Here is a 23708-nt window from a genome sequence, read left to right on the forward strand (position 1 = left end):
AGACGCGCCCTTGTATGCTGCAATTAGCGTCATCATGTATAGCTCATGCACGCGATCTAATGGCTATTTTTGGCTAACAAATAGACTGGCCTGTGGGTGAACCTAATCTGGAATCGCCAATTAATTTGCGTAAAGAGGGATAGATTCGAGAGCCAGCAACGGCGCTACTGCTCGGCTTAGACCACCTAACAAAACCTCCATAGCTGCGTTGCAACGCCTCGCCGTACAGTCGTACTGTCTTCGGCGTCGCGCCTTGCTCTGGAAGTTTTGTTAGACGCTCTTAGGCTAAGAGCGCCTAACAAAACCTCTCGACGTACCGCCAACAGATGAGCGAGCAGGCACGCGACAGGAACGCTTGGTGCATGTCTGCTCGCCGCTCATGCCGGATGCGCAATCTGCGGAAGCGGTGTAGCCAACCCAAGGTTCGCTCGACGACCCAACGCCACCGTCCAAGCCTTTCGCGCGATTCCACGCCGTAACGCGCGATACGAGCCGCGATGCCCCTACTGCGCAGCCAAGCCCGATGGGCTCTCGAAGCGTATGCTCGATCGACATGCAGCTTACCTGGGCGTTTGCGGGCACGACCTGCGAGCCCCTTAACTGCCGGGATTGACTCTACCAACCGGATGAGGAATCGAGAATCGTGCACTTGCGCGCCCGAGATTTGGGCGACTAGGGGAAGCCCACGCTCATCCACCAGCAAATGGTGTTTGCAGCCGAGTTTGCCGCGATCGGTGGGATTTCGACCCGTGTGTTCGCCTCCAGCAGGTGCTGGTACGCTCGCAGCGTCAACGCAAGCCCGATCCCACATGATCTGGTCGTGCTCTCGGAGCCGTCGCAGAATCGCCTCATGGACGCGCTGCCAAACGCCAGCTAGCATCCATTCGTGAAGGCGCCGCCAGCATGTCATGCCACTGCCGCAGCCGAGTTCGCGCGTCAGATACTCCCACGGTATTCCAGTCTTCAAAACAACAGGATTCCGGTCAGCGCCGCGCGATCATCGATGCGCGGGCGGCCGCCTTTCGGCGATGGGCGACGGGTTGGAAGATGAGCGGCGATAAGGGACCACAGGTCTTCGGGAAGAAGTGCTCGGGCCATGGCATCAGTCCGTCTACAAACACGGACGCCATGTTAGTGCTCTGACTGAGCCTGCGTACGTCCGCTATCGACCCAGGTTGTGTAAAAACGTAGGGCCATGTAAACGAAACCGGGTCGGTAAACGTTGAGCCAGTATCTCATCCTACAGGTGCCATATGAAGCGCTTTATCGAGGGCGAAGAACGCGGACAAGGCACGTTGCTGCCTGAGCACCTGGACGACTACGTGACTGCGGATAATCTAGTCCGGGTAGTCGATGTGTTTGTCGAAGAGCTCGACCTCGCCAGCCTGGGATTCGCCCGCGTGCTACCGGCAAAGACAGGGCGCCCCGCTTACCATCCTTCCGTGCTGCTCAAGCTCTACATCTACGGTTATCTCAACCGTATTCAATCAAGCCGGCGGCTTGAGCGTGAGGCCCAGCGCAACGTCGAGCTGATGTGGCTGACGGGACGCCTGGCGCCCGACTTCAAGACGATAGCGAACTTCAGAAAAGATAACGGCAAGGCGATCGGCAAGGTCTGCCGGCAGTTCGTCGTGCTGTGCCAGCAGCTGGACCTTTTCTCGGACGCGGTCGTCGCGATCGACGGCAGCAAGTTCAAGGCCGTCAACAGCAGCGACCGCAATTTTACCGATGCAATACTCAAGCGCAGGATGGCCGAGATCGAGGCAAACATCAGTCGCTACCTGGCAGAACTTGACACGGCTGACCGGCAGGAACCGACTGCCGCACAGGCGAAAAGCGTTCGTCTAAACGACAAGATCGCAGCGATGAAATCGCAAATGGCTACGCTGAAGGAAATTGAAGCGAAGCTGATAGAGACTGGGGAAACGCAGATCTCGCTCACTGACCCGGACTCGCGTTCGATGATGGCGCGCGGTTCAGGAATCGTTGGCTACAACGTGCAGACCGCCGTCGACGCCAAGCATCATCTGATCGTTGAACATGAGGTAACCAACAACGGCAGCGACCGCGACCAATTGTCTGGCATGGCCAAGAAAGCCCGCGCTGCCATCGGCACGAAGACACTGACGGCAATTGCTGATCGTGGCTACTTCAAGGGCGAAGAAATCCTGGCTTGCCACGAAGCTGGAATCTGCACTTTAGTGCCACCGACGAAAACCTCCGGGGCCAAAGCCGACGGCCGGTTCGACAAGGCCGACTTCATCTACGACCCGCAAAAGAACGAGTACCGCTGCCCGGCAGGGGAATCCCTGATATGGCGCTTCGCGAGCGTCGAGAAAGGCATGACGAACCACCGGTACTGGAGTTCGAACTGCAAGGGCTGTCCACTCAAGGACAAATGCACGCCAAGCCCGCAACGACGCATAACGCGCTGGGAACATCAGGACGTGCTCGATGAGATGCAGGCGCGTCTTGAACAGACGCCGGATGCCATGCGAATTCGGCGCTCCACCGTTGAGCATCCATATGCAACGATCAAGGCATGGATGGGAGCAGCGCACTTCCTGACGAAAGGCTTGGAGCGCGTGAAAGCAGAGATGAGCCTGCATGTGCTCGCTTATAACTTCAGGCGTTTGATAGCGATTCTCGGCACTGAGAAAATGCTGGCAGCGATCAGGGCATACGCCCATTTTTTGACGCTGCAAGGCCTGTTTGAAGCGTTATCCGTACTGGCCTTGCTGAAAATGCCCAGATGGGACTACGAGGCCTGGAACGCTTCTTTAAATTCTAGAACTGGCCTTGATCCGTACTACTTAGCTCCCCGTCCGTCGTTTTGAGTTTTTACACGCTCTGGACCCATTGGAGACGTTAGCGGGGCCATTTTCGCTACGCGCAAACGGTCATGCTAAAGAATGATAGATTACGTTTTCAAGCCGCGCGTCCGCAAATGCATCAGCGTACGCTACATGCTCACCGTAAGGTCCAACTTTACAGATAGACTCGCTGCTTCAACCCAGCAGGGCTACACGTGGCAGCAAACCCCATGGTTCGGTAGCTTTACTTCGTCTGCTCCGGTAATATCGCCGACGCAACCTCTTCGCGACAGCTCAGGAATTTCTCCTTCATCAGATCCGGGATCGTTGGTTTCAACGACTGTAGGAATCTCTCTCTCGATTGCCCCGAGTCCAATAGTCCTACGCGCAGCAGTGCGCTCATCTGGCGCCGATGCTCGTCGGTGAACTCGTTGATGTGGCTTGCGATTCCTAAGCGCGCAACCTTCGAAATCCCTGCGACTCCCATCGCCTCAACTAAAGCGAAGTTCTTCCAGCGCGCCAGCGTTAAAGCACCGTCAGGATGCTTCAGCCAGGTAGTCATCATCGAAACCTGGGCGACGGCCACGCCCTTGCAGTATTCATTGAGTTGTTCTGGAGTTGGAAAAACCGCTGTTCCAGCAAGGCTGGCAAGCGGCGTGACTGCTAATAATGCAAGCAATGCACTTCCAAACAATCGGACTCGCAGTTTGTGGCTTCGGTGTGCTGCTTTAGCGATTGGGGTCATGTTGTTCTAATATCCGAAAGCCGGGGGCACGAAGCATTATGCTATCAGCATTTCTGAGAGAAAACCCTGAGAATCAGCTAGATAGAAACTAGTTTCATTCAACAGGTAGCGTTCTATATATTCATTCAAACGTCCGCTTCAGGCCAAACCCGGCCGTTGAGCCCAACATAGCAGGTTGCCGAGAACGAAAAATCGCGGACTGTCACGAAGAACCGGATCCGACCCAAAGCAGACAATCATCCTTCTTTAGAAGTCGCAGGCAACGGCACGCGTGCAGACTCGCGGTGATCTCTGTCATGTTTCAGGCAAACTTCATCGCTGCGAGAATGGCGAGGTACTGTTGCAACTCGAGGAAAAAACTGTCGCCGCGTGTCCCATGCATCGTCACAGACAGTTCCTCATTAGTGCTCAAGCCCCCCTTCGTAATATTCGCTGAGCCGATCACAGCCGTGTATTTATCGCCGCTTTCGAAGTAGTAGATTTTGGTATGCAACGCACGACTGGGGGGGGCAACCATGCGGTGCGTCAGCCCTGTGCGGGAGGCCAGCGCTGGCGCCACACCTTCTAGGGTTTCCGTCAGGTTGGAATAAACCGTGATGGCGGCACCATTGGCGAGCGCTGCGTCAATCGACGGCAGCAAGTCCTTTAGCCCAGGAAGTTTGATCCACCCGGAACACAGGATCGACACCTCCGATTTCTTGATTAGCTCAGACAACAGGTGAACGTGTTTTCGTTTGCCAGAATTCGTTTGGAGGAGCATAAGCGTGCACAACTTTCATAGACCAATTAAGTTTTTTAGAAGCTCATATTTGCGACATAAGAGTGCGATATACGAACGATTGCTCTTAGTCGCCTTCTGCCGCCTAGTCTAAGGCAGAAGCCAACCCGAAACGGACGAACGCATACGGCAATATGCGCGCTAGCGGAAAACTCCTATTATGCTCATCGTAAGAAAGGTTTATCGACAGTTTGTGTTAGCCAGTTATACTATTTGAATGTCATTGTAGAGAAAGTCCCATGTGCTGTTAGCCAGCGTCCCCAAGGCGAATGATCAGTACAAGCAGACGAGGATTTTTTTATTTTTTGATAGCAAGACGTGCAGTACGTTGTAAGACATTTATCACACATCTTCCAATTGTTGGAGCCGGTTTTTTCGGCGCCGGTCTTGCCGCATCCAACACAGCGTGTTGCTTTTCCAGGACGTTCTATTGTCATAAACCCTCAAGTATTTGTTTCAAGCTTCGAGTCAAATGTTATCGACAGGCAGTGCCAACCTCTTCATTGCCGTTACCAGTCCTTATAGCGCAAGTAAGTAGTTACCATAATGCAACAGGATGAGTCTAGTCAAGTATTCCCATTCTCTACCACCGCTTTTGAAGCGCTAATTCAACACTACGGAGAATCTGTGAACGGTTGGAATCGACCCAAAGCGGACCCAGCCAAGAGTTGGCGGCGCGACGAACCAGATGTTCATCCCTTGGCGACTAAAGATATGAAGGCGAGCCTATGCCACGAATCTATTTTATTGCACACTGAATAGCGTTCGGCTGGCCATTGTCATCGGTAGGTCGGTTTAGCAGTGCGATTATCTGCTCCCTTGACACTCCCGGCGTAGGAGGGACAATCATGCCCCCGACCCCTTCAGTACGCGCAAACCACCTAAAACCAACGTATCCACCATACTCGTTCTTTGCGTTTACTTCGCCGCATATTGTTTTCGTGCTACGGTTCAGCGTCACATTCCGGAACTGAGCAGACGCAGGGTCTTTCAAGCTTGCGCTTACTTCCATGCTCAGCTTTTTAATGAGCGCCGTATCAGCCTTGCTGAGTTTCTGCGGCATCGGTTCAGCGAGCACAGTGCCAACCGAGCACGTGAGAGTAACAGAGAGAAAGAGCTTAGAAACACTATGCATATATGCCTTAACGATTTGTTAGAACGGCAAGTCTACAGTGTAAGGCTGTGCTATGAAGACCGAACTGTGGATTTGAAACAATGAAGTGGTCACGATAGATTGGGCGAAGCCTATGAAGTTGATAATAACGCATTGATTGCTTACCGGCGTTAAAATCCGGGAGCGATGAGGCGGTGCTCAAATTTTAGAATACCTGCCGACTCTACATCGTTCAATATTAATTACCAGGCCAAGTGTCGTCGCCACGGGACTTAGACGCGCACTTAAAATCGTCCGCGAAAGCACCGGTGTTTCTACCCCGGCAACGCCATTGGATTTTGCGTTGTTCATCGTAGAACCTATCCCAAGCCCAATCTACGTCTAGGACCTCCACTGCCACAGCACCAGGCAGCGAGATGTTGGCACAGGTGCTGAAATCCTGTCCCTTGGCCATGCAAAGCCCACTTGCAGCCGAAATGAATGAAGGGCAATCGAGCGAGCTTCTCCCGGTTGACAAGCATGCTCCCTGTCCGATAGTGGTATAGCTCATACAATCGAGACTAGATCGGCCTCCAATCAGACAAAGCCCTTGTCCCACACTAGTGTAAGACATACAGTCGAGACTAGATCGACCCTTCGACAAACAGATTGCTTGACCTACGCCTACATAACTAGGACAGTCGATGCTAGACCGCCCACCAGCAAGGCAAATCTTCTGAGCAAGCGCAGTATCTGAATTGTTCTCATCGGTAATGGCATTGGTAACTATTGCAGTTGTGATGTCTAAAACCGTCGCTTGCGCGAATGCCTGACCCGATGCAACGAGTATAAGTAGTGCTAGTCCTACTACGTACAAATTGCGATAATAGAGGCTCACTATTGAAGGTGAGTTAGAAAATAAAGTGAATGAGTTTGCCATTGAGTCATCAGCGAGTCAGACCAAAAATAGTCGCGCATTAAATTTGATTAAGACCTACGCACATGTAGAAGGCTAGGGAGCGATACGGTTCGGAGCAACCCTTCGCGCAACCGTTGCCACTTCAGCACAGGACAACTTTAATCTTTCGCGATCAAACTGACTTGCTGTCGGCAGCGCTTTCAAACCACTTTGAACTTCCAGAAAGTATTGTGCCTCCAAGCGGGGCATATCGACAATTTGCAAATTTTGGTGAGCGTATTCTCCGAACTGGAAGGCGACGTAGGCATTGAAGTCGGCCGTCGATATTAATTTTTCTCGTTCACAAATATTGGCAATTGCAGCACGTTTTGCTGTTCCGTCATAGTCTTTAAAAGGCGTAGCGCATGCCGTAAGGGACAAGCTTGCCAGGATGACAACAGCACGAACACATTCCATATATACGATCCAATTTATTGAGACTTTCTAGACTACTACATTCATTGTACATTAGCAAAGATCCGTTGTTTTCTCGACGGTACAAATTGTTATGGCATGCGTGATGCATACTTCACATTCCAGATACGTATCTTCCCGTGTTTGGCCGTTCGCCGTCATAACGGATACCCATGCATACACACGATTGCACTGTGACATCAACGGGTTTCAAGTGCGTCATCCGGGCAGTCAGCGTACGCTGACCGTCCGCTGTTGGCCGAAGGCGGACTCAAGCAAGTCGCCCATCCATGCACATCGTCGCAGTCTGCAGTGCAGTTGCTTGATCCATATCATGGTCGGAACACACGGGTTCTCTACAATGCACTGATGACTACTCAGCTTAAACCCGACCTCCACCGCAAGGCTAAGTTGCTCGTTGCGGCTGTTCAGTTAAGGAAGACGCATGGGTTGCTGTACGCCATGCGGTTTCTTGAGGACCATGGCTTTGCCAACGTGGTCATTTGGGAGGTACTCAATCTCATCCCGCCTGGGACAACCAGTGAACCTCCACAATCGTAAATTAGGCACAGAACTGCGTTGCACTACTGGTGGAAGCGATGTCAATGCTTGCTGTCAGATGCGGAAGTCATCCATCGACTTTCCGCTAGCAAGCCCTTCTGCAATCCACTTCGGCTTGCGCCCACGACCAGTCCAGGTCTGGCTATTGTCACCGGGGTTCTGATAACGCGCCTGAACTTTTTGCCCGTTGCTGCTCTTCGATTTCTTGCTACTTGCAGCAAGCAGCTCCTCGACCGACACCCCCGCCTCCTGCGCGATTGCTAGGATTTGCTCCCGTGCTTTCTGCAAATCTTGGTGCTGGCGGTTCTTGATTTCCTTTTCAATGTCATGCTGCAGGCCCTTCAGTTCGCCAAGGTTGTAGCCCGACAGATCAATATTTGCCATTGATGATATCCCTTCAATTTAGTTGAATGTGTTGCGCATTGCATCGATTCTACTATGCCCCATGGGCTAGCTCGACTTCGATTGAACCTCTTCTTCTGGCTGCGGACCAAAATTAGGCCTTGCTCACTGAGGAGATTGATATGAACACAAGTAGCGATACCGGCAGCCAGCGTATTCCATGGAACAAAGGGCGTCTGGTCGGTCAGAAGTTCCCTTTGAAGTTGAAGGAAATCTGGGCGATAAGGATCCGACTGCAGATTGCGGAACACTCACGAGATTTAGCACTTTTCAATCTGGCGATCGATAGCAAGCTGCGTGGTTGCGACCTCGTCAGTCTGAAAGTGAAAGACGTTGCTCAAGGTGGCAGCATATTCCATCGTGCGATTGTTATGCAGCGAAAGACCCACCGGCCTGTTCAGTTCGAAATCACGGAGCAGACTCGCCAGTCGGTTCAAGGTTGGATTGCAGCTGGAGAGCTTACATCGAACCAGTATCTGTTCCCGAGTAGGGCGAAGAACTCGCATCATCTCTCGACTCGTCAGTATGCACGCATCGTCGCCAGGTGGGTGCGATCCATCGGCTTGGATCCAGCGGCGTATGGAACTCATACAATGCGGCGAACGAAGGCGACATTGATCTATCGTCGCACGAAAAATCTTCGTGCTGTACAGCTGCTTCTCGGCCATACTAAGCTAGAGAGCACGGTGCGGTATCTCGGCATCGAGGTCGATGACGCACTGGAGATCGCGGAGCAGACTGAAGTCTGAGGTATGAAACAGGGTATAGTTTCTCAGCATGGCTCGTAAGTGACCCATGGCCAGGGCCGCTTACGGCCAGAAGCGGACGTCGTCTGGAAGAGGCTCAGGAGCCGCTGGACGAGTCGATGTCCTAAATTAAAAGGGAAAGTCTATGCTCCTCGAAATCGGTCGCTTCATTCTGATGGGCATCAGCACACTCATAGCGGTGGCGTTCTCGGCATTTCTCCTGCTGTTTGCTGCAGGGGGGCTTTATGCGACACTTAGAGAGGTTTGGGATGGAAAGATCAGCATCATCTTTATATCACTTTGGTTTGCCGCCGGCCTATACGGGATTTACCACGCAGTTTTGTCAAAGTGGAACTTTTTTTCATTCGCGGTGATCGCCGTGGCAGCGCTAACCTGGTTCTACCTCAATAGAGAAAAAAGGCCTGAGCCGCAGAACGACGAGAACTGGGACAAGTGAGAAGAACGGAAGAACGATGAATAACCAATGGATAACTCGCCCAGCGTTTCCTGCCGTCGTAGGACTCTCGTACGAGATGAGTTTTGGAAAAATTACCTATCAAGGGACGTTCGGTGACTGGACCGCAAAGATTAGGGTCGACGGGAACAGCCGCAACCAATGGATCGACTTGGATACTGGCCTGCCCCTCGACTCTGGCCTTGCACAGTTCGCTGTCCAGGCTTACCGCCAGTTGTGCGATGTTGAAACAATTCGCAGCCAAAGCTGAACGAAGGGTGCCGTAAAGAGAAGACTAAGCAGAGAAGCTCAGCACTACCAACGCCGCGCGGGACGCGGCTGAGACGATAAGAGGTCAGCGTGGTGCCGGCCTAGCAAGGAGTGAGTGTGAAAAGTCGGATTACTGTGTGTATGGCTGTGAGTGTGCTCATCTGTGCCGGCCTATCAGCATGTGGAGACGCGAAGAAGGCGGCGCCAGTGGAAACAGTGACGCGGTATGACGGAGTCATTGTGCCGATTAGTGAGCTTGAACAAATTTGCCAAGATGTCGTGTACAACAAAGCGAAAATTATCAAATACACACGCGAGAGCGATCCTGTAAAGGCCGACGAGGCACGAGCATACTTCCGATCATTCAGCGCTGACCTCAAAGCGTTCCGCCAGAAAGATCGAGACCGCTGTATGGATAAATTCGATACGTCGGCAAACATTCAGAAGTACCAGTGATGCCGAATCAAAGACAATCTGGCGCCAGACTACTCGGAACTTGGTTAATAGCAAGTTGCAAGTTGTTTAGCAGAGACGAGCGATCGTACTATGAAGGGACTGGACACAAGCTATAAGGATCTTACAAATTGCAAAGGCCCCCTCTTCCAAAATCGGAAAAGGGGGCTTCTCGTTTCTTGATGGATCAGCAATTGGTCGGCTTGATCCATTCCTTCAGGTCAATTTTGACATACGGCGCCATTAGGCGCAGCGTCAAGTCGACAATGATCAAGTTCAGCGTGAGGAATAGCAACGTTCCATAAAAGCCTATTACGGCTAAGCTGTTTGTAAAGCCAACGCGAGTGGAGTGTCTGGAACTGCCAGATCAACTGGCTTTAGCCCGTTACCATTGCCAGCATCGGGACTGGATCCATTGCGTAGGAGTGCCAATGCCGCCTCGTACAGCCCATGGCGAGCGCAAAGGTGCAGCAGAGTATTTCCTCGGATTCGGTCTGTCATCCGCGTTAGCGAATGGTCTTCCTTGGAAGCATTTACGAGAGTCGCGATCTCGTTTTCAGTAAGATGGCTCCCTTCGACGAATCGCTTCATGGCAGCGGCCACACGGTTTTCCGCCTCCGTAATCTCTGCCCGCTGTTGCGCTTCCGCCGTGTGCCTAACCGTTGTGGCCTCCTCATGCATTTGACGCACGCGTTCGCGAAGGTACGATGCCTTTGCTTTCGCCTCGTCGCCATCGGCTATGGCGAAAGACCGGGCCCAGGTCGCTGCGTGCCGGCGACCTTCTTCCAGCTCCGCCATGGCAGCGCCCCAAAGAGCGTCATCGACGGCGGCCGGAGCCGCTTCTCGAACTGATGCCAGGTCCACCCGAGGCTTTAGAGGCGCCAGTGTATCGTCGTTGGCCGTCTGCATAGTTGGCCCGGTGAGAGGCTTGAAGTCTTCCAGCGACCGCGCCGACTGAGGTGGCAAAACTAGCCCCTCTGCACTGGGTGTCGAAGCTGTAAAGGACGTTGGTACGTCAGCTCCACTACCTTGAGGTAGGTTATTGGGCGGTACAGGTTTTCCTGTTTCGCCTGAATAGTACGTATTCCGAACGCGTTTGGAGAACTGAAAATACGCTAACCAGCAAAGTCCAGAGAACAGCCCTTTAATGAGGCCTAATAGAGAACTTGGTGCGTCGTTCACACCGAGCGTGACAGCACTGAGCAAAGCGTCGCCGGCGATTAGTACGATCGGTAGGGCGACGGAGACGATCTTGGCGCAGAGAACGCTGGATGGTGTCCAGCGGTGTTTCAGCAGCCAAGCCGCGCGCCACTGCACAGCAATCGCAATCAGCAGCAGCAACCAGCTGCCGGCTTTATAGTTGCCCCATTCTGCTAGCGTCACAAGCGCCGGATTCAAAGCTTCTGCGCTCAACAGGTCGGCATTGAGACGCCCAAGCGAGAATAGAGGTACAAGGTAGTATGACGCCCCGATGTAAAAGGCTAGCCACCCGTGGACGCCGTATGGGCTCTGCCCCTTCGGTCCCGGAGCTTCACTTTTGTCTTTCCGACGCAAAAAGTAGACGGTCGCTATGACAATCGCGATAAGTAAAACCAGCGGCAGAAACGCCCAAAGCGAGCTGTCCACGCGTCAACTCCATTTTTAAGTTATAACAACGCAACTTTAACAGAGTCAATGGCATGCCACTAGGAAAATCTACTTACCCGCGTTATTACCGATGCGAATATCTCTCGCGTAGAATCGGCGTGGTACGCAACACATTCACCCAAATTGAAGGGATATCGGAATGGCAAATATTGATCTATCAGGCTACAACCTCAGCGAACTAAAGGGCCTGCAGTATGACATTGAAAAGGAAATCAGGATTCGGCAGCACCAGGACTTGCAGAAGGCGCGGGAACAAATCCTGGCGATCGCTCAGGACGCAGGGGTCTCTGTAGAGGAACTTCTTGCTGTAGGTAGCAAAAAACCGAAGGGCGGCAAAGGGCAGAAGGTTCTGGCGCGCTATCAAAACCCTAGCGACAAAAGCCAGACCTGGACTGGTCGTGGTCGCCAGCCGAAGTGGGTCGCAGAAGGGCTTGCTGGTGGGAAGTCGATGGATGACTTCCGCATCTAGCGGCTGGCGCTGACTTGGCTTCTATCCCTAGAGCAACGCGGTTTCGCTCCTGCTTTACGACTGTGAGGGCTCTTTGGTTGTCCACGGCGATTGGACGAACTACGCGAGAGTGAGGGCCTGAGCGCCGATCCAACGGTTCAGGAATTAATTCCTACGAATATGTCTGGGTGGGGTTTGAGCCCGGTATTTGCACGCCTGCATAGTTAGCGCGCACCGGCTTGCGCAGCGGCCACTTCGGGTCGGTAGCAGACACACAGCTACACTAACCTGGACTTATCAAAACTGCCGCGATACCAGTCAACTTGCGTAACCTTCAACTGTGAACTAGGCAAGTTCTTCCATCCATACATCCGTGTAGATCTGTGAGAATCTACCTCACTTTATCAATATAGAATCGACAGGCGAACGGCACGCTACGATGCCGCCTGGGAAACTAGATGAAGATGAAAATAAGTGTGCTAGCAGCGATCCTGTGTGTATTTACGGGATCAGCTACTGCGCAAGTTAGCGTAAGCGGTTACACGAAGAAAGACGGAACCTACGTTGCCCCACATTACCGGTCGGGTCCAAACGATACCCGTAATGACAACTACAGTACTCGGGGGAATATCAACCCTTACACAGGCAAGGAAGGGACAAAAGCCCCAGAGCCCGACCCGCACAGCTATTCCCGCCCGTCGACGCTCCCCCAAGCTCAGCCGACACCCAATCCCTACACGCGATCGAGCTCGACGACTAACCCTTGGGAGCATAAGACGCCTGCTGAGCCAACTCGCCGGTATTGATGAGGCTTATCGCCGACGCCTGCACACTAGTGTGTCCGCCGACACATGAGACTTGTGCTCGATTGCGCCTGCGGGCGCGCAAGGAAAAGAACAGATGTGGAAGTTGACTGTAACCTTGGGCTTGGGGCTTGCCCTGATAACGCCGGCAATGGCCGACGAGCTTTCCGACGTGAACCAGCAGGTCATCCTATGCCTGTACAAAGCCTCGCTGCAATTGGACGATAGGGTCTCCGACGTTGCCTCGATTGCACCGGCCGTCGCTGGCTCCTGCAGACAGGAATCCGCGCGCTTCTACCAACTCGTCCGAAACCGAGTTCCTGGCCCGGTGGACGAAAACGAAATTGCTGCATATCGGCGCAACCACGAGCTGGACCAGGCACGCCAAGTGCTGCTGATGAAGCGGGCGGATGACCGGAAACAGAAATGAGGTATGCGTACACACTGGTTCTGTGTGGCTTGTTACTGACGGGCGGAAGCGCACAGGCGCAGGACTGCTTCGAAACCACGATCGTCGGACCGTCGCCCTTCATGGGCAACCATGGCGAGGTGTTCAAGACCGCCGAGGGAGGTCTGTACGAGGTTTCGGGTTCCTACGAGTATCTATACGCCTACGGCCCTAAGGCCGCGATCTGCCCCGGTGCGGGGAAAATGGTGGCCGCTGGTAAAACAATCCACATATTCGCGCTCCAGCCCCGCCCCAAGGTAGGCTCTAAGAGCGCCAAGCGCCGCCAAGCTGAGCCAGCAGGCTATGCGACAAGCAACGCACCGATTCATGTTTTGTTGCGCACACGCGGCTGCAGCTACTTTATTGCCGACGGTCCCCAAGGTTTGTATTTGCTTGAATGGTATGGCGGATACGACCCCGTCGCGCACGATGGGATCCTTGGGGAACTCAGTGGCTATGGTTTCAAGGATGTTCTGTACAGCAACGGCCAGAGCGGACGCGTATACATCGACGATTACATGTTGGGCAAAAGCCGGGCGCTCGAGAAGTTCAACGAGAAGTGCGGATAGCTGGGCGCCGCGACGGATTGCGTAGAAGGCGACTGGCGTCACTTTGACAACAGCGGCAGCACCAGTCCGTATCACAACGCCTTGAACAGATCACATCCCCTAAGGAAATCAATGAAACGTCTCTTGTTCGCTTCAATCTATGCCCTGGTCTTAACCCCTCTTTGTCATGCAGCCGATTCGAAAGCAGCCGAGAACAAAATGGCTTGGGACAACCTGTGCACCTCTTACGCGTCACTGGGCAAGCAAGTAATGTTGAATCGTCAGCAAGGCGTTTCGATGATTAAACAGATGCAGGCAGCCGAGGCTATGGACTCCCCGGAACTTCGTCAGGGCATGAAGGCGCTGGTTCAAGATGCGTACAAAACGTCTCGCATGGAGGCCCCTTCAAATCAGCGCAAGGCTGCACAGGATTTCGAGGACCAGCTCTACGGCGCATGTCTGAACATGAAGAAGTAGCGATTCGGCATCGTTAGAGGATGTAAAGACCTCCCGACAAGATGGCGCTAGCTGCGAGCTCTACCCATCGATTACTGAGGGCGTAAACCTAACTTGGCATCCGTCCGCAACCTGGCCGCTGCTGGAACAAGAAGAACATGAAACGCCCGGCGCGAGAACGACTATCCCATGCTGGATTTCTGGACAAATTCGCTTGGGCGGTTCCAAAGCGCAGAACTATGATTGCGCTCGATCCGCACGGCGGGCCGACCCTGACCGAGGCGTAGAGTGCAGCAAAATAACTTTGGTTAGATTAGAGAAGGCGACACTATGTGGAAGTGCAGAGGCTGTAAAGAGACTATCGACGAGGAGTTCGACGCTTGTTGGCAATGCGGGACCGAACGTGGGAAGACAACTGCGAGTTCACACCATATCTTGCCAACTGAACCGTTGTTGTCGAATGGATTGCCACGGTCCCAAGTCCTCGCCAATGCAAGCGGATCACGAGAGAGTGAAATTGTTCAGGCATTGACTCGTCGTTACCGAGATGCATACAGGTCGGCGCACTGGTTGATACAACTAGGTGGACTGATCAAAATTGCCGCAATTGTCTTAATTGTCGCCATTAGTGCGCTTTCAATGGTAGCTTCAGACGTCTTGTCGTTTGCCGGCCCTGTCGGCGTAATAGTTGGCATTCTTATGTTCGTGCCCATCTATATCTTAGGGGTTTTGACATCGGGACAAGGGCAAACGAATTTGGCGACTCTCGACACGGCGGTTAATACCTCTCGACATTTGAGCAAAGACGATGTCGCCGCACTTCTCTTTGATTAGCAGCAAAAGCTAAACACTATTGGATTTTTACTTATAGTCATCACTACGGCAATAGCTGGTGATGTCTGCTTTGGGTCGAATGCAGACCGATGAACATTAGTCCAACACACAGTGATCGATAGCGGTCTCTACAGTCAGCAAACAGCCATCACCTACGCGGTAGCGATGCTAATCTACGGATAGATTTCCGCGTAAGATTGGCCCTGAGTTACCGATGACGGAGGCGTCCATGGTTCAGCAGCACAACCCACACCGGGCGGTGATGTATGTGCGGATGTCTACTGAGAGCCAGGACTACTCGACTGATCACCAACGCGCGAAGATCCGGGAGTACGCGGCTGCATGCAATCTGACTATCATTCGTGAGTATGTCGATGACGGTAAGAGCGGCCTGGATATCAGACGGCGGCCCGGCCTAACGTCGCTTATGAAAGACGCTCAGTCAGCACAGCCCGATTTCAGCCATATCATCGTCTATGACATTAGCCGCTGGGGACGGTTTCAGGACATTGACGAGGCTGCGTATCACGAACATACCTGTCGTCGTGCTGGGATCACCGTGGTGTATTGCGGTGAGCGCTTCACCGACGATAGTGGCCCCTACGCTTCGCTACTGAAGAGCATGAAGCGTGTCATGGCTGCTGAGTACAGTCGTGATCTTTCTGAGAAGGTCTTCGCAGCACAGTCTCGGTTCATTGCAATGGGCTTCAAACAAGGTGGGCACGCCGGCTTTGGATTACGGCGCCTCGCGCTCAAAGCTTGCGGTACTCCGCGAGCCGTACTCGAGTACGGCGAGACGAAAGTTTCGTCAACCGATCGAGTAATCCTCATATGGGGACCAGACAACGAGATTGCTGTAGTCAGGCGCGTTTATGCGCTTTATTTGAATGAAGGGTGCAGTGAGCGCCGCATTGTGCGGCTACTGAACAGCGAGAACATCTCAAGTGAATTTGGGAGGCCATGGACTCAGGCTATGGTCAACTCGCTTCTAACCAACGTCAAGTATTGCGGTGCGCTTGCGTATAACCGGCGTTCTTGCAAATTGTCAGTGCCTCGGACACGCAACGAGCCCACCGAGTGGGTCGTTAAGTCTGATGCAGTCGCGCCAATCATTCCAAAGGAACTCTTTGACGCTGTCCAGGCTGAGCGCGCAAGACGCCAGCGACGCTATACCAAGCCTGAGCTAATCTCGCTATTGCAAGCCTGCTATGCCCGACACGGAAGAGTTAACGCAAAGATCATCGCTGCGGACTCAACGATGCCAGACCCACAGCTGCTGGTTAGATCATTCGGATCCCTCGTGTCTGCGTATGACGCAGCTAGCTTGCCTCGATGTGCATCATATGCGTTTATCGATACCAAGAAGAAGCTGTTGGCAATTCAGGCAGACCTCTTAGAGCATGCAGAAACGTTGGCCCTGGCTGCGGGTGCCACAGTCGAGCGAACTGCCGACTGTCATACTTTGTTGTTGAACGGAGCAGTGCGTGTTCGATGCGATGTCGCTGTGCCACGTAATCCGAAGCGAGGGATTCGCAACTGGAGAATATTGCCACGGCCGCAAACTGATTTCACCATTACTGCTCGCATGGAGCCTGCAACCGGCGAGATTGCAGACTATTTCCTGTTTTCGCAAGCCGACCTGGCAGCCAAGCCAGTCTACTTAAAAGCTACCAACTTAGATCAGTTTGCATTCGCCAGACACGTTTTACTTGAAACGATGTTCGGCACTCCTGAAGTCAGCAAGGCGGAGGAACTATGCTGAACCAACGCCGCGTACGTGCAGCGCTCTATGTCAGAGCGTCTACGGAACATCAAAACTACTCGACCAGCCATCAGGAAGCTGCACTACATGACTACGCTGACAAGCAGAACTGCGAGATCGTGAGCGTCTTTCGCGATGAAGGCCGAAGCGGCTTGACTTTGGATGGCCGCAGTGGATTGCTTTCGCTGTTTGAAACGATCAGATCTGGACAAGCTGAGTTCACAACTGTCCTGGTCTATGACGTTAGTCGATGGGGACGCTTTCAAGACATTGATGAGGCGGCTTTCTACGAGTACGCATGCCGGCGTGCCGGGATAACGGTGTGTTACTGCGCAGAGTCGTTCGACAACGATGGCTCCCCAATCGCTACCTTAATCAAAGGGCTCAAGAGGGCAATGGCGGCGGAATACAGCCGCGAGCTGTCAGCTAAGGTCTTCCGTGCGCAAGTACGATTTACCGAACTCGGCTACAAGCAAGGCGGCACTGCCGGATACGGATTGCGTCGCATGGCTCTGTCAGCAACTGGTCAACCGAAAGGCATCTTGCAGCCAGGGGAACGAAAGAACATGCCTAGTGATCGAGTGACCTATGTGCCAGGGCCACCAGACGAGCAAGCCGTGATCCATCGAATCTACGCGATGTACCTTGACGAACGGATGACTGACGTCGGTATAGCCGCAAGGCTCAACAGCGAAGGAGTCTCAACCTGTACGTGCAGGCCCTGGTCGGCGCACTTGGTAAAGCAGATACTGACCAACGACAAGTACGTCGGCACGATGACCTTCAATCGCGGCACTCAGCGAATGCGCACTACCCGTCGTGCTAATGATCCAAAAAAGTGGGTGCGTAGAGACAATGCGTTCGAAGCACTCGTGTCGCGAGATAGGTTCGATCAAGCAGCGATCGAACGCAAACGGCGCCGGCGGCAATGGACTGATGATGAGATGCTTGACGCGCTGCGTGACCTGTTCATCGAGCACGGGAAAGTGACACCAGCACTGATTGATGCTGGGCCAGGGCCTGCAGCGAAATCGTACGCTTTTCGCTTCAATGGTCTCATCTCTGCCATGGGTCTAGCGGGCGTCAGCTGGCCCTCCTTACCTCATGCGACCATTACGCGTTACCGACTGCGTTGCGTCACACGTGACATGACGAACGAACTCGTCCGCTGTATGACGGAACACAGGGCCGAGGTGGAGGCAATCAGCCCGCGTACATGGCGCGTTAGAGATATCAAGGTGCGTCTGCTCTGCACACGCTGTCGATATGAGCGCAGTTACCCCTGCTGGAAGGTGACACTGGCTCACGACCCGGCCGTAGATTTCGTGATTTGGGTACGTATGGATCAGTCTAATGAGCGTCCGGAACGGGTGTACCTAATTCCCGTCGCGGATTTCCCCGACCATCAATATATTTGGCCGTCGACTAGGACACTGCAGAAATACGAACGCTATGCGTACTCCGGGCTACGCGCGTTGTTCGGTCTCCTTTAGACCTTCAATGACTCCTTTCGACCCAGAGCAGACGTAACCGAAGGCGCGACGGCGCCTTCGCCATACAGAATCGCGGCCGAGGCTTAGCCATCTGTGTCAAGCGATACAAGTACACCGTAACCGGCGAAGAGATCACTAGCTCGGAAATTACGTCAGAGCCCATTGGGATACAGCGTCAGCGAATCCACTGCAAGCTTAGCCATGAATGAGTTAGCGTCCCTCTCAGACCCGCCAGTTGGCAGCCATTTGCCGTTAACAAGGTCGAGAAGGCGAACCGCGATGTCATTTGCGGTAGCGATATCTGTTGAATACTCCACCTGATAGCAAAAGCTAGATCAATAAAATTCTGTTACGAGATTTAATGTAGTCTGCTCGTGGTCGGGCAGCACTGCCGGAAGTGGCCGTCGTTCAGCGGCTGCCCAATACCCCGCCTGCATAATTAGCAACACGCTCTTGATTTTTTTATAATTATGCGAGACAATCAATTCCTTTTTCATTTCAAATCCACCTTGCGAGCATTCCGGCCGGGTGTCGCGTGCAGTTTTCCCGTCTTTCATGAATTTTTGAATTTTCAGAGATCGAAACGTAGAAGCGTCTCTACGTATCGGACATTACATTAGTTGCATCTCTAACAGTCAATGACGGTTACTTGTACGCGTCAAATTCGCCCTTCCCTTTATATTCCGTCGTCTTGCACAATAGGACTGCTCAATAAATTTATGAAAGTCTCATATGGTAGCTGCTAACATCAGAAAAACCGGAACTTCAGGTGATGACACACTGACTGGAGACAGCGGCAACGATACGCTGTATGGGGGGGGGGGAGCGGACATCTTGCTCGGTAAGGAGGGCGACGACTATCTCGACAGCCGGATGTGGGATCCAATTACGCAGACGTGGCTTAAGGATGACAAGGGCGATACTCTTGATGGAGGCGGTGGTAAAGATCTGTTGCACGGTGGCGCTGCAAATGACACGTTATTAGGCGGCTCAGGCAATGATACGCTCTATGGTCTCGAGGGCGATGACAAGCTTGAAGGCGGCGAGGACGATGACTACCTAGAAGGCGGGCACGGGGATGACATCCTGTTAGGCGAAAATGGGGATGACATGCTATCCGGCTATGTAGGCGCCGACAAACTCGATGGCGGCAACGGGAATGACACATTGCTGGCCGGGGACGGTAATGATCTATTAAACGGTGGAAGTGGAAATGATAAGTTGATTGGTGATGCGGGCAACGACATCATTTATGGCGGTGCCGGGGACGACACAATTTTTGGCGATAAAGGAAACGACACGCTAGACGGAGGCGACGGCACCAATACGTATTTTGACGCTGAAGGAGACGACACCTATATCATCCGTAGCCTACTCGACCGTATCTACGATAATGGCGGTAACGATAAGGGTATTATCTATGCTGATTGGTATCGACCGATCAGTAGCGTTGAAACCTGGACATGGGCTCCAGGTGTGCAGCAATTGCCAAATTGGATCGCAGCCCTTGCGGAAAAGGCACCGACCTCCCGTATCAACGGGGAGGCCAAAACAGTTTTGTACCACTTTGCCCAAACTCCAGCAGCATTCTTCGGGGAAAATGACAAACTTGGTTTCATGCCATTCAATGATATTCAACGTACGTTCACGCGTAAGGTCTTCGATTACGTGAGTTCCGTGCTAAACGTACAGTTTCGTGAATCGGACAATCCGAATGATGAAACGGTACTTGTCATGGCCAATAACCGACAAACAAACTCAGCAGGCTACGCTAACAGCCGTATTCTAATGCTGAATACCAGCGAGGCCAATCTAGCTCCAAGTGCAAGTAATTCAGGAGTTGCGACACTGCTGCATGAACTCGGACATTCACTGGGACTGAAGCACCCCTTTTCTCATCCGGATGCGAATGGTGATGTTGGCCAAGGTCCCTACTTGGACGGCATTGAAGATGTTGGGCGCAATACGCTAATGTCGTACAACAAAGGAAGCTCAGACTATCATCTCTCGTACAGTCCGTTCGATATCGCTGCACTACAATACTTATACGGACCGGCACAGGGGCTTTCGGCCGGGAATACTATTTGGGTGCTAGATTCAAAAAAAGCTAATTTTATCGCCGATGGTAGTGGCCGCGACACCCTAGATGCTAGTGCTATCGCAGATAGTGTAACGCTTGACCTTCGTCCAGGGTATTGGAGCTTTCTCGGTGATAAGACTAGTTCGATCGTGAGTCCCGCACAGGTAACGATCAATTTTGGCACCGTTATTGAGGACCTATTGGGCGGTGCCGGCAATGACCGCCTGACTGGAAATGAAATAGCCAATCACATCAAGGCCGGCGCTGGCAACGACACCATTATGGGAAGCCTTGGCAGCGATATCCTTGACGGTGGCGTCGGGATGGACATAGCAGCCTACCTCGGTAAGCTCGACTCTTACTCGATTAAGATCGGTAAGGATGGCGTTACGGTATCTGATAAAAATCGCGCTAATGATATCGATTGGTTGACTGGCATTGAACGTCTCAAGTTCGACGATACTATGGTAACGCTCGATATTTATGGGTCTGCCGGTCAGGCTTATCGCTTATATCAGGCTGCGTTTAATCGTACGCCTGACTTAGGAGGTATGGGATATTGGATCAGCCAAATGGAGAAAGGCGCTAGTCTTGGAGATGTCGCCTCGGCTTTTATTGGTTCGCAGGAATTCGTTGCCATGTACGGAGCTAATCCGAGCAACAGCAGCTTTCTGCAAAATATTTATCAGAATATCCTTCATCGAGCGCCAGACCCGAGCGGGTTCACCTTCTGGTTAAAGGCAATGGATAGCAAAAATGCAAATGCTGTGGATATCCTGAGCCAGTTCAGCGAGAGTAACGAAAACGTGATAGCACTCACCGGTATATTGGAAAACGGTATTGCCTATGCCCCCTTTGGCGGTTAAAGCCCTTCGTACGGCCTCATTATCATGTGCTCCTTGTTTGACTCTGCTTTTTGTTGCCAATTTTTCCAAGCCGCCGGGGGTGTGGCGCAATCATTAATAAATTATGCGAAACGATAAGACGGAAGCAGAGGTCAGCAGGTTAAGTAACTCACCTTCGCGAAAGTTGTCGTTCCGCTGACTTGCAATACAAGGCGGTGGCTTCAAGCGCAGAAGTTGCATGTTGGTAATTATATGTATGCAGAATGAAATCACAATAATGTGGAGGCACGGCTGCGTCTGCACTAACGTGACTTTAGAGGAATGCAAGCGCTCTCGGGTTCGTGGAGCACCCTTTGAGTCACGAGTCCGTGCACCTGCATGAACGTCTGCTTTTGGCCTATTGTGTTGAAAAACTGGGCTCCTGTGTCGGTCGGAAACGAAGAATCGGTAACTCGACTGTCCAAAACGGCCACCATGGCACGAACGCGAGCCAGTTGGGCTGTCGACATCACCGAAAATTCGTTATAAAAGTTGCCGCCCGACTTTTTCAACACAATAGGCCGATTGCGGACGCTAGCGTATGGCTCAGTGCAAGACACTGTTGTCGCTACGCTAACCCAGCTGCAAGCGCGATTTCGGAAAGCGGTAGGTTACTGCTGAGCGGCCAGATGGAGGGGGAATCCGGCCGGAATCTGAAACCGTTTAAAATCAGATGGTTGGATGGCCAGTGCGTAATTCGTGCGCAACTGTTGTACCAAGTTGCTAAGTCGGGAAAAGCGCGGACTGTCACGAGGGACCAGATCCAACCCAAATCAGCCGTTACTACTTACCGACTATATACGAGACTTGGGCGGATTCCTTCGTGCAGTCCGATTCGCTATATTGCGATGTAACTTTGATTATCGCAAGTTAGTATGAAGTATAAACCAGTAGATTTAATCTTTGCCTTTCAATTTCGCCTGACGACGAGCGGCAGCTAAACCGAACAACCCAAAACTTAATAGAGTTAGAGTTGCTGGTTCTGGAACTGCTGACGCATTTTCAAATGAGATAGAAGCGTTTGCGAATTCCCCAGTTTGAAGATTATTTACCTGAGGGCCCAACGTATAGGTAATTCTCAAAGCTCCATCAGCTAGAATCGAAGTTAGATTAGCGAGTGGAATGATTGCCGACGTTGTTACAGGTGACCCGTACTGAGTTCCCACGTCTGTTGCAAAATCGAACAAATCGTTGCTAGGATTGTTATCAAAAAGTCTTCCAAGATTGAATCCTTCAATGTCAACATTTATCCATTCGCTGTTCGTATCAAAGTCGCCCCGAATGTTAAGTGTGAATGTCCCATTCGAAAAGGCTTTGACAGGCGTCAAAATCGTACGGGTAAAGGTTGCGTTTGCCGCGTTTGTGTTCGAGAACTCAGCAAAATTATTGGAGTAGGTAACTGGTATGGCAGAAGCACCAACAGCAGTGAAGCTGAAAACTGACGTGGCAATCAGCTTGACAAGTAATGAAATTTTCATATGAGAACCCTAGTTTGTGGAACTCATTGTTGAGCAAAAATTATACCAAGTAAAAATTACGCATAGAAACAGTTGGTTAGCGCCAAGCAGGTAAGATGAGTGTAAGATTTTTCGACAGACCTCTGAACGAGAAAGGTCGAGCAGCATTAGAAGTTGCCGCTGTCGCCCAAGAGCGATTAGCCGATCGCATTCCTACAGGTATAGTTGGCCAACGGCATCATTTCTAGGTCCAATGATCATATTCGCGGCGTTTGCCTCGACTGCTTTGCAATGACCGCTTCTGGCCGATGGCGGCCGGTCAGCTGAAGCATAGCAGGTCGCCAGGACCGGAAAATCGCTGACTGTCACGAAGGACCTGATCCGACCCAAAGCGGACCGCCCGCTCACTCCTCAAGCCAGTGCAAGGCTTGCGTAAGGTCGTTATAGAAAACGCGGTATTCCCCCTCACCAAATTGTCCGAAGGCGATCCGCGCTAAGTAAGCCAGTCGTGTATTCGGAACCAAAATCGCTTTACGGAGAGGTCGATCTTGGAATAGTTGCCTTGTTGTGTTGTCGAGTTTTTCTTGCATCAGTGCAAGCTCGACGTTATGCGTCTCCATTTCCAATCCGTCATAGAGTACGCGTGTGTAACCGGTATCCTGAAGCAGTTGGACTACCCGCTCGTGTGTTTCTTCAAGCATGCCTTCGGTTAATTCGCCTCTCAGTCGGGCCACAATGACGTTGCCGAGAGGCTCAATCCAAAGTTGAGTATTTGGCATTTTATCCACTTAAATTAGTTTAAAGCTCGCAATTCCACCCCCGCAATACTAAAGGCAACCGCTCCTTAGATGTGACCGCTTTTGGCCGATTGCGGACGGTCGGCACGGCTCAGTGTACTCCGCTGTTGCCTTCTGAGCAACTTGAAAGTTTTGTTAGGTGTTCTAAGTAAAGTTGCTCGCAAAATTCCGCATGGCTAAGAAACAACAATTGAGTCACCCGTTACCGTAGTACCGTCAAACCGTACCGACTAACTCCATGGCCGTGAAATCACTTCGCGACGAACTTAAGCTCGATTTTATTCATGCCAGTCAGTTAAGCCGACTGGCATTTTCTATTGACCTCCCGGACTCCAAATGATATCTCTGGTCTATTTTTTTTAAC

20 protein-coding genes and 1 pseudogene are annotated in these 23708 nt (G+C 52.2%); 12 read left to right on the top strand and 9 right to left on the bottom strand.

All coding sequences use genetic code 11. From position 1 onward, the window contains the following. Positions 1–295 precede the first annotated feature (295 nt). Positions 296–1098, bottom strand: a protein-coding gene (locus tag AC56KL_RS13650) for an IS5 family transposase (RefSeq protein WP_497180703.1) whose coding sequence is annotated in 2 segments (ribosomal slippage) — positions 296–972 and positions 972–1098 — 804 coding nt in all. Because the reading frame shifts where the segments join, the coding sequence is not laid out codon by codon here. Between the two features lie 155 nt (positions 1099–1253). Here AC56KL_RS13650 and AC56KL_RS13655 point away from each other — a divergent pair. After that, positions 1254–2681 (top strand): annotated as a pseudogene (locus tag AC56KL_RS13655) (IS1182 family transposase); the annotation flags it as partial. A gap of 376 nt (positions 2682–3057) precedes the next feature. On the opposite strand, the gene AC56KL_RS13660 reads toward AC56KL_RS13655, so the two are convergent. The 4 genes from AC56KL_RS13660 to AC56KL_RS13675 all read right to left on the bottom strand — a co-directional run bounded on the left by AC56KL_RS13660 (position 3058) and on the right by AC56KL_RS13675 (position 7746). After that, positions 3058–3558 carry a hypothetical protein gene (locus AC56KL_RS13660; RefSeq protein ID WP_497180704.1) on the bottom strand — a complete coding sequence of 167 codons (501 nt, stop codon included), beginning with the start codon at positions 3556–3558 and terminating at the stop codon, positions 3058–3060. 301 nt (positions 3559–3859) lie between these two features. Beyond that, positions 3860–4318, bottom strand: a complete 459-nt coding sequence (locus AC56KL_RS13665) for a phospholipase D-like domain-containing protein (RefSeq protein ID WP_219861723.1) — start codon at positions 4316–4318, stop codon at positions 3860–3862. Between the two features lie 2123 nt (positions 4319–6441). Then, positions 6442–6768 (bottom strand): hypothetical protein, encoded by a 327-nt coding sequence (locus AC56KL_RS13670; protein ID WP_497180705.1) that lies wholly within the window; start codon positions 6766–6768, stop codon positions 6442–6444. 648 nt (positions 6769–7416) lie between these two features. Beyond that, complete coding sequence (locus AC56KL_RS13675) at positions 7417–7746, bottom strand: H-NS histone family protein (RefSeq protein ID WP_497180706.1); 330 nt, start codon at positions 7744–7746, stop codon at positions 7417–7419. A gap of 140 nt (positions 7747–7886) precedes the next feature. Here AC56KL_RS13675 and AC56KL_RS13680 point away from each other — a divergent pair, with 140 nt between their 5' ends. From AC56KL_RS13680 to AC56KL_RS13695, 4 genes are all read left to right on the top strand, one after another. Further along, positions 7887–8513, top strand: a complete 627-nt coding sequence (locus AC56KL_RS13680) for a tyrosine-type recombinase/integrase (protein WP_497180707.1) — start codon at positions 7887–7889, stop codon at positions 8511–8513. Between the two features lie 142 nt (positions 8514–8655). Then, complete coding sequence (locus AC56KL_RS13685; RefSeq protein WP_497180708.1) at positions 8656–8967, top strand: hypothetical protein; 312 nt, start codon at positions 8656–8658, stop codon at positions 8965–8967. A 16-nt stretch (positions 8968–8983) separates the two neighbouring features. Continuing rightward, positions 8984–9235: a hypothetical protein gene (locus AC56KL_RS13690; RefSeq protein WP_497180709.1), complete on the top strand. Its 252-nt coding sequence runs from the start codon at positions 8984–8986 to the stop codon at positions 9233–9235. A 116-nt stretch (positions 9236–9351) separates the two neighbouring features. Further along, positions 9352–9690 carry a hypothetical protein gene (locus AC56KL_RS13695; protein ID WP_497180710.1) on the top strand — a complete coding sequence of 113 codons (339 nt, stop codon included), beginning with the start codon at positions 9352–9354 and terminating at the stop codon, positions 9688–9690. A 315-nt stretch (positions 9691–10005) separates the two neighbouring features. Here the strand turns inward: AC56KL_RS13695 and AC56KL_RS13700 are convergent, their stop codons facing one another. Further along, on the bottom strand, positions 10006–11313 hold the full coding sequence (locus tag AC56KL_RS13700; RefSeq protein ID WP_497180711.1) for a DUF2569 family protein: 1308 nt from the start codon (positions 11311–11313) through the stop codon (positions 10006–10008). Positions 11314–11473: 160 nt separating this feature from the next. Here AC56KL_RS13700 and AC56KL_RS13705 point away from each other — a divergent pair, with 160 nt between their 5' ends. From AC56KL_RS13705 to AC56KL_RS13730, 6 genes are all read left to right on the top strand, one after another. Then, positions 11474–11803: an H-NS histone family protein gene (locus tag AC56KL_RS13705; RefSeq protein WP_497180712.1), complete on the top strand. Its 330-nt coding sequence runs from the start codon at positions 11474–11476 to the stop codon at positions 11801–11803. A gap of 879 nt (positions 11804–12682) precedes the next feature. Further along, entirely contained in the window at positions 12683–13015 is a 333-nt protein-coding gene (locus tag AC56KL_RS13710; RefSeq protein ID WP_219861718.1) for a hypothetical protein, read from the top strand. Further along, positions 13012–13602 (top strand): hypothetical protein, encoded by a 591-nt coding sequence (locus tag AC56KL_RS13715; protein ID WP_497180713.1) that lies wholly within the window; start codon positions 13012–13014, stop codon positions 13600–13602. Before AC56KL_RS13710 ends, AC56KL_RS13715 begins: the two co-directional genes overlap by 4 nt. 111 nt (positions 13603–13713) lie before the next feature. Next, on the top strand, positions 13714–14058 hold the full coding sequence (locus AC56KL_RS13720; RefSeq protein ID WP_497180714.1) for a hypothetical protein: 345 nt from the start codon (positions 13714–13716) through the stop codon (positions 14056–14058). A gap of 1042 nt (positions 14059–15100) precedes the next feature. Then, on the top strand, positions 15101–16633 hold the full coding sequence (locus tag AC56KL_RS13725) for a recombinase family protein (RefSeq protein ID WP_497180715.1): 1533 nt from the start codon (positions 15101–15103) through the stop codon (positions 16631–16633). Continuing rightward, positions 16627–18126 (top strand): recombinase family protein, encoded by a 1500-nt coding sequence (locus AC56KL_RS13730; RefSeq protein ID WP_497180716.1) that lies wholly within the window; start codon positions 16627–16629, stop codon positions 18124–18126. The genes AC56KL_RS13725 and AC56KL_RS13730 overlap by 7 nt, the downstream gene beginning before the upstream one ends. A 335-nt stretch (positions 18127–18461) precedes the next feature. Here the strand turns inward: AC56KL_RS13730 and AC56KL_RS13735 are convergent, their stop codons facing one another. Continuing rightward, positions 18462–18683, bottom strand: coding sequence for a hypothetical protein (locus AC56KL_RS13735; protein WP_497180717.1), 222 nt, complete (start codon positions 18681–18683; stop codon positions 18462–18464). Between the two features lie 175 nt (positions 18684–18858). Here AC56KL_RS13735 and AC56KL_RS13740 point away from each other — a divergent pair, with 175 nt between their 5' ends. Next, positions 18859–21072 (top strand): DUF4214 domain-containing protein, encoded by a 2214-nt coding sequence (locus tag AC56KL_RS13740; RefSeq protein WP_497180718.1) that lies wholly within the window; start codon positions 18859–18861, stop codon positions 21070–21072. A gap of 914 nt (positions 21073–21986) precedes the next feature. Here AC56KL_RS13740 and AC56KL_RS13745 read toward each other — a convergent pair. Both AC56KL_RS13745 and AC56KL_RS13750 read right to left on the bottom strand, forming a co-directional pair. Then, a complete protein-coding gene (locus AC56KL_RS13745) occupies positions 21987–22568 on the bottom strand; it encodes a PEP-CTERM sorting domain-containing protein (protein WP_497180719.1) in 582 nt (193 codons plus the stop codon). Positions 22569–22951: 383 nt separating this feature from the next. Next, positions 22952–23326: a SpoIIAA family protein gene (locus AC56KL_RS13750; RefSeq protein WP_156648926.1), complete on the bottom strand. Its 375-nt coding sequence runs from the start codon at positions 23324–23326 to the stop codon at positions 22952–22954. Positions 23327–23708 lie beyond the last annotated feature (382 nt).

The organism is Telluria sp. ZB4P34, assembly GCF_059686055.1.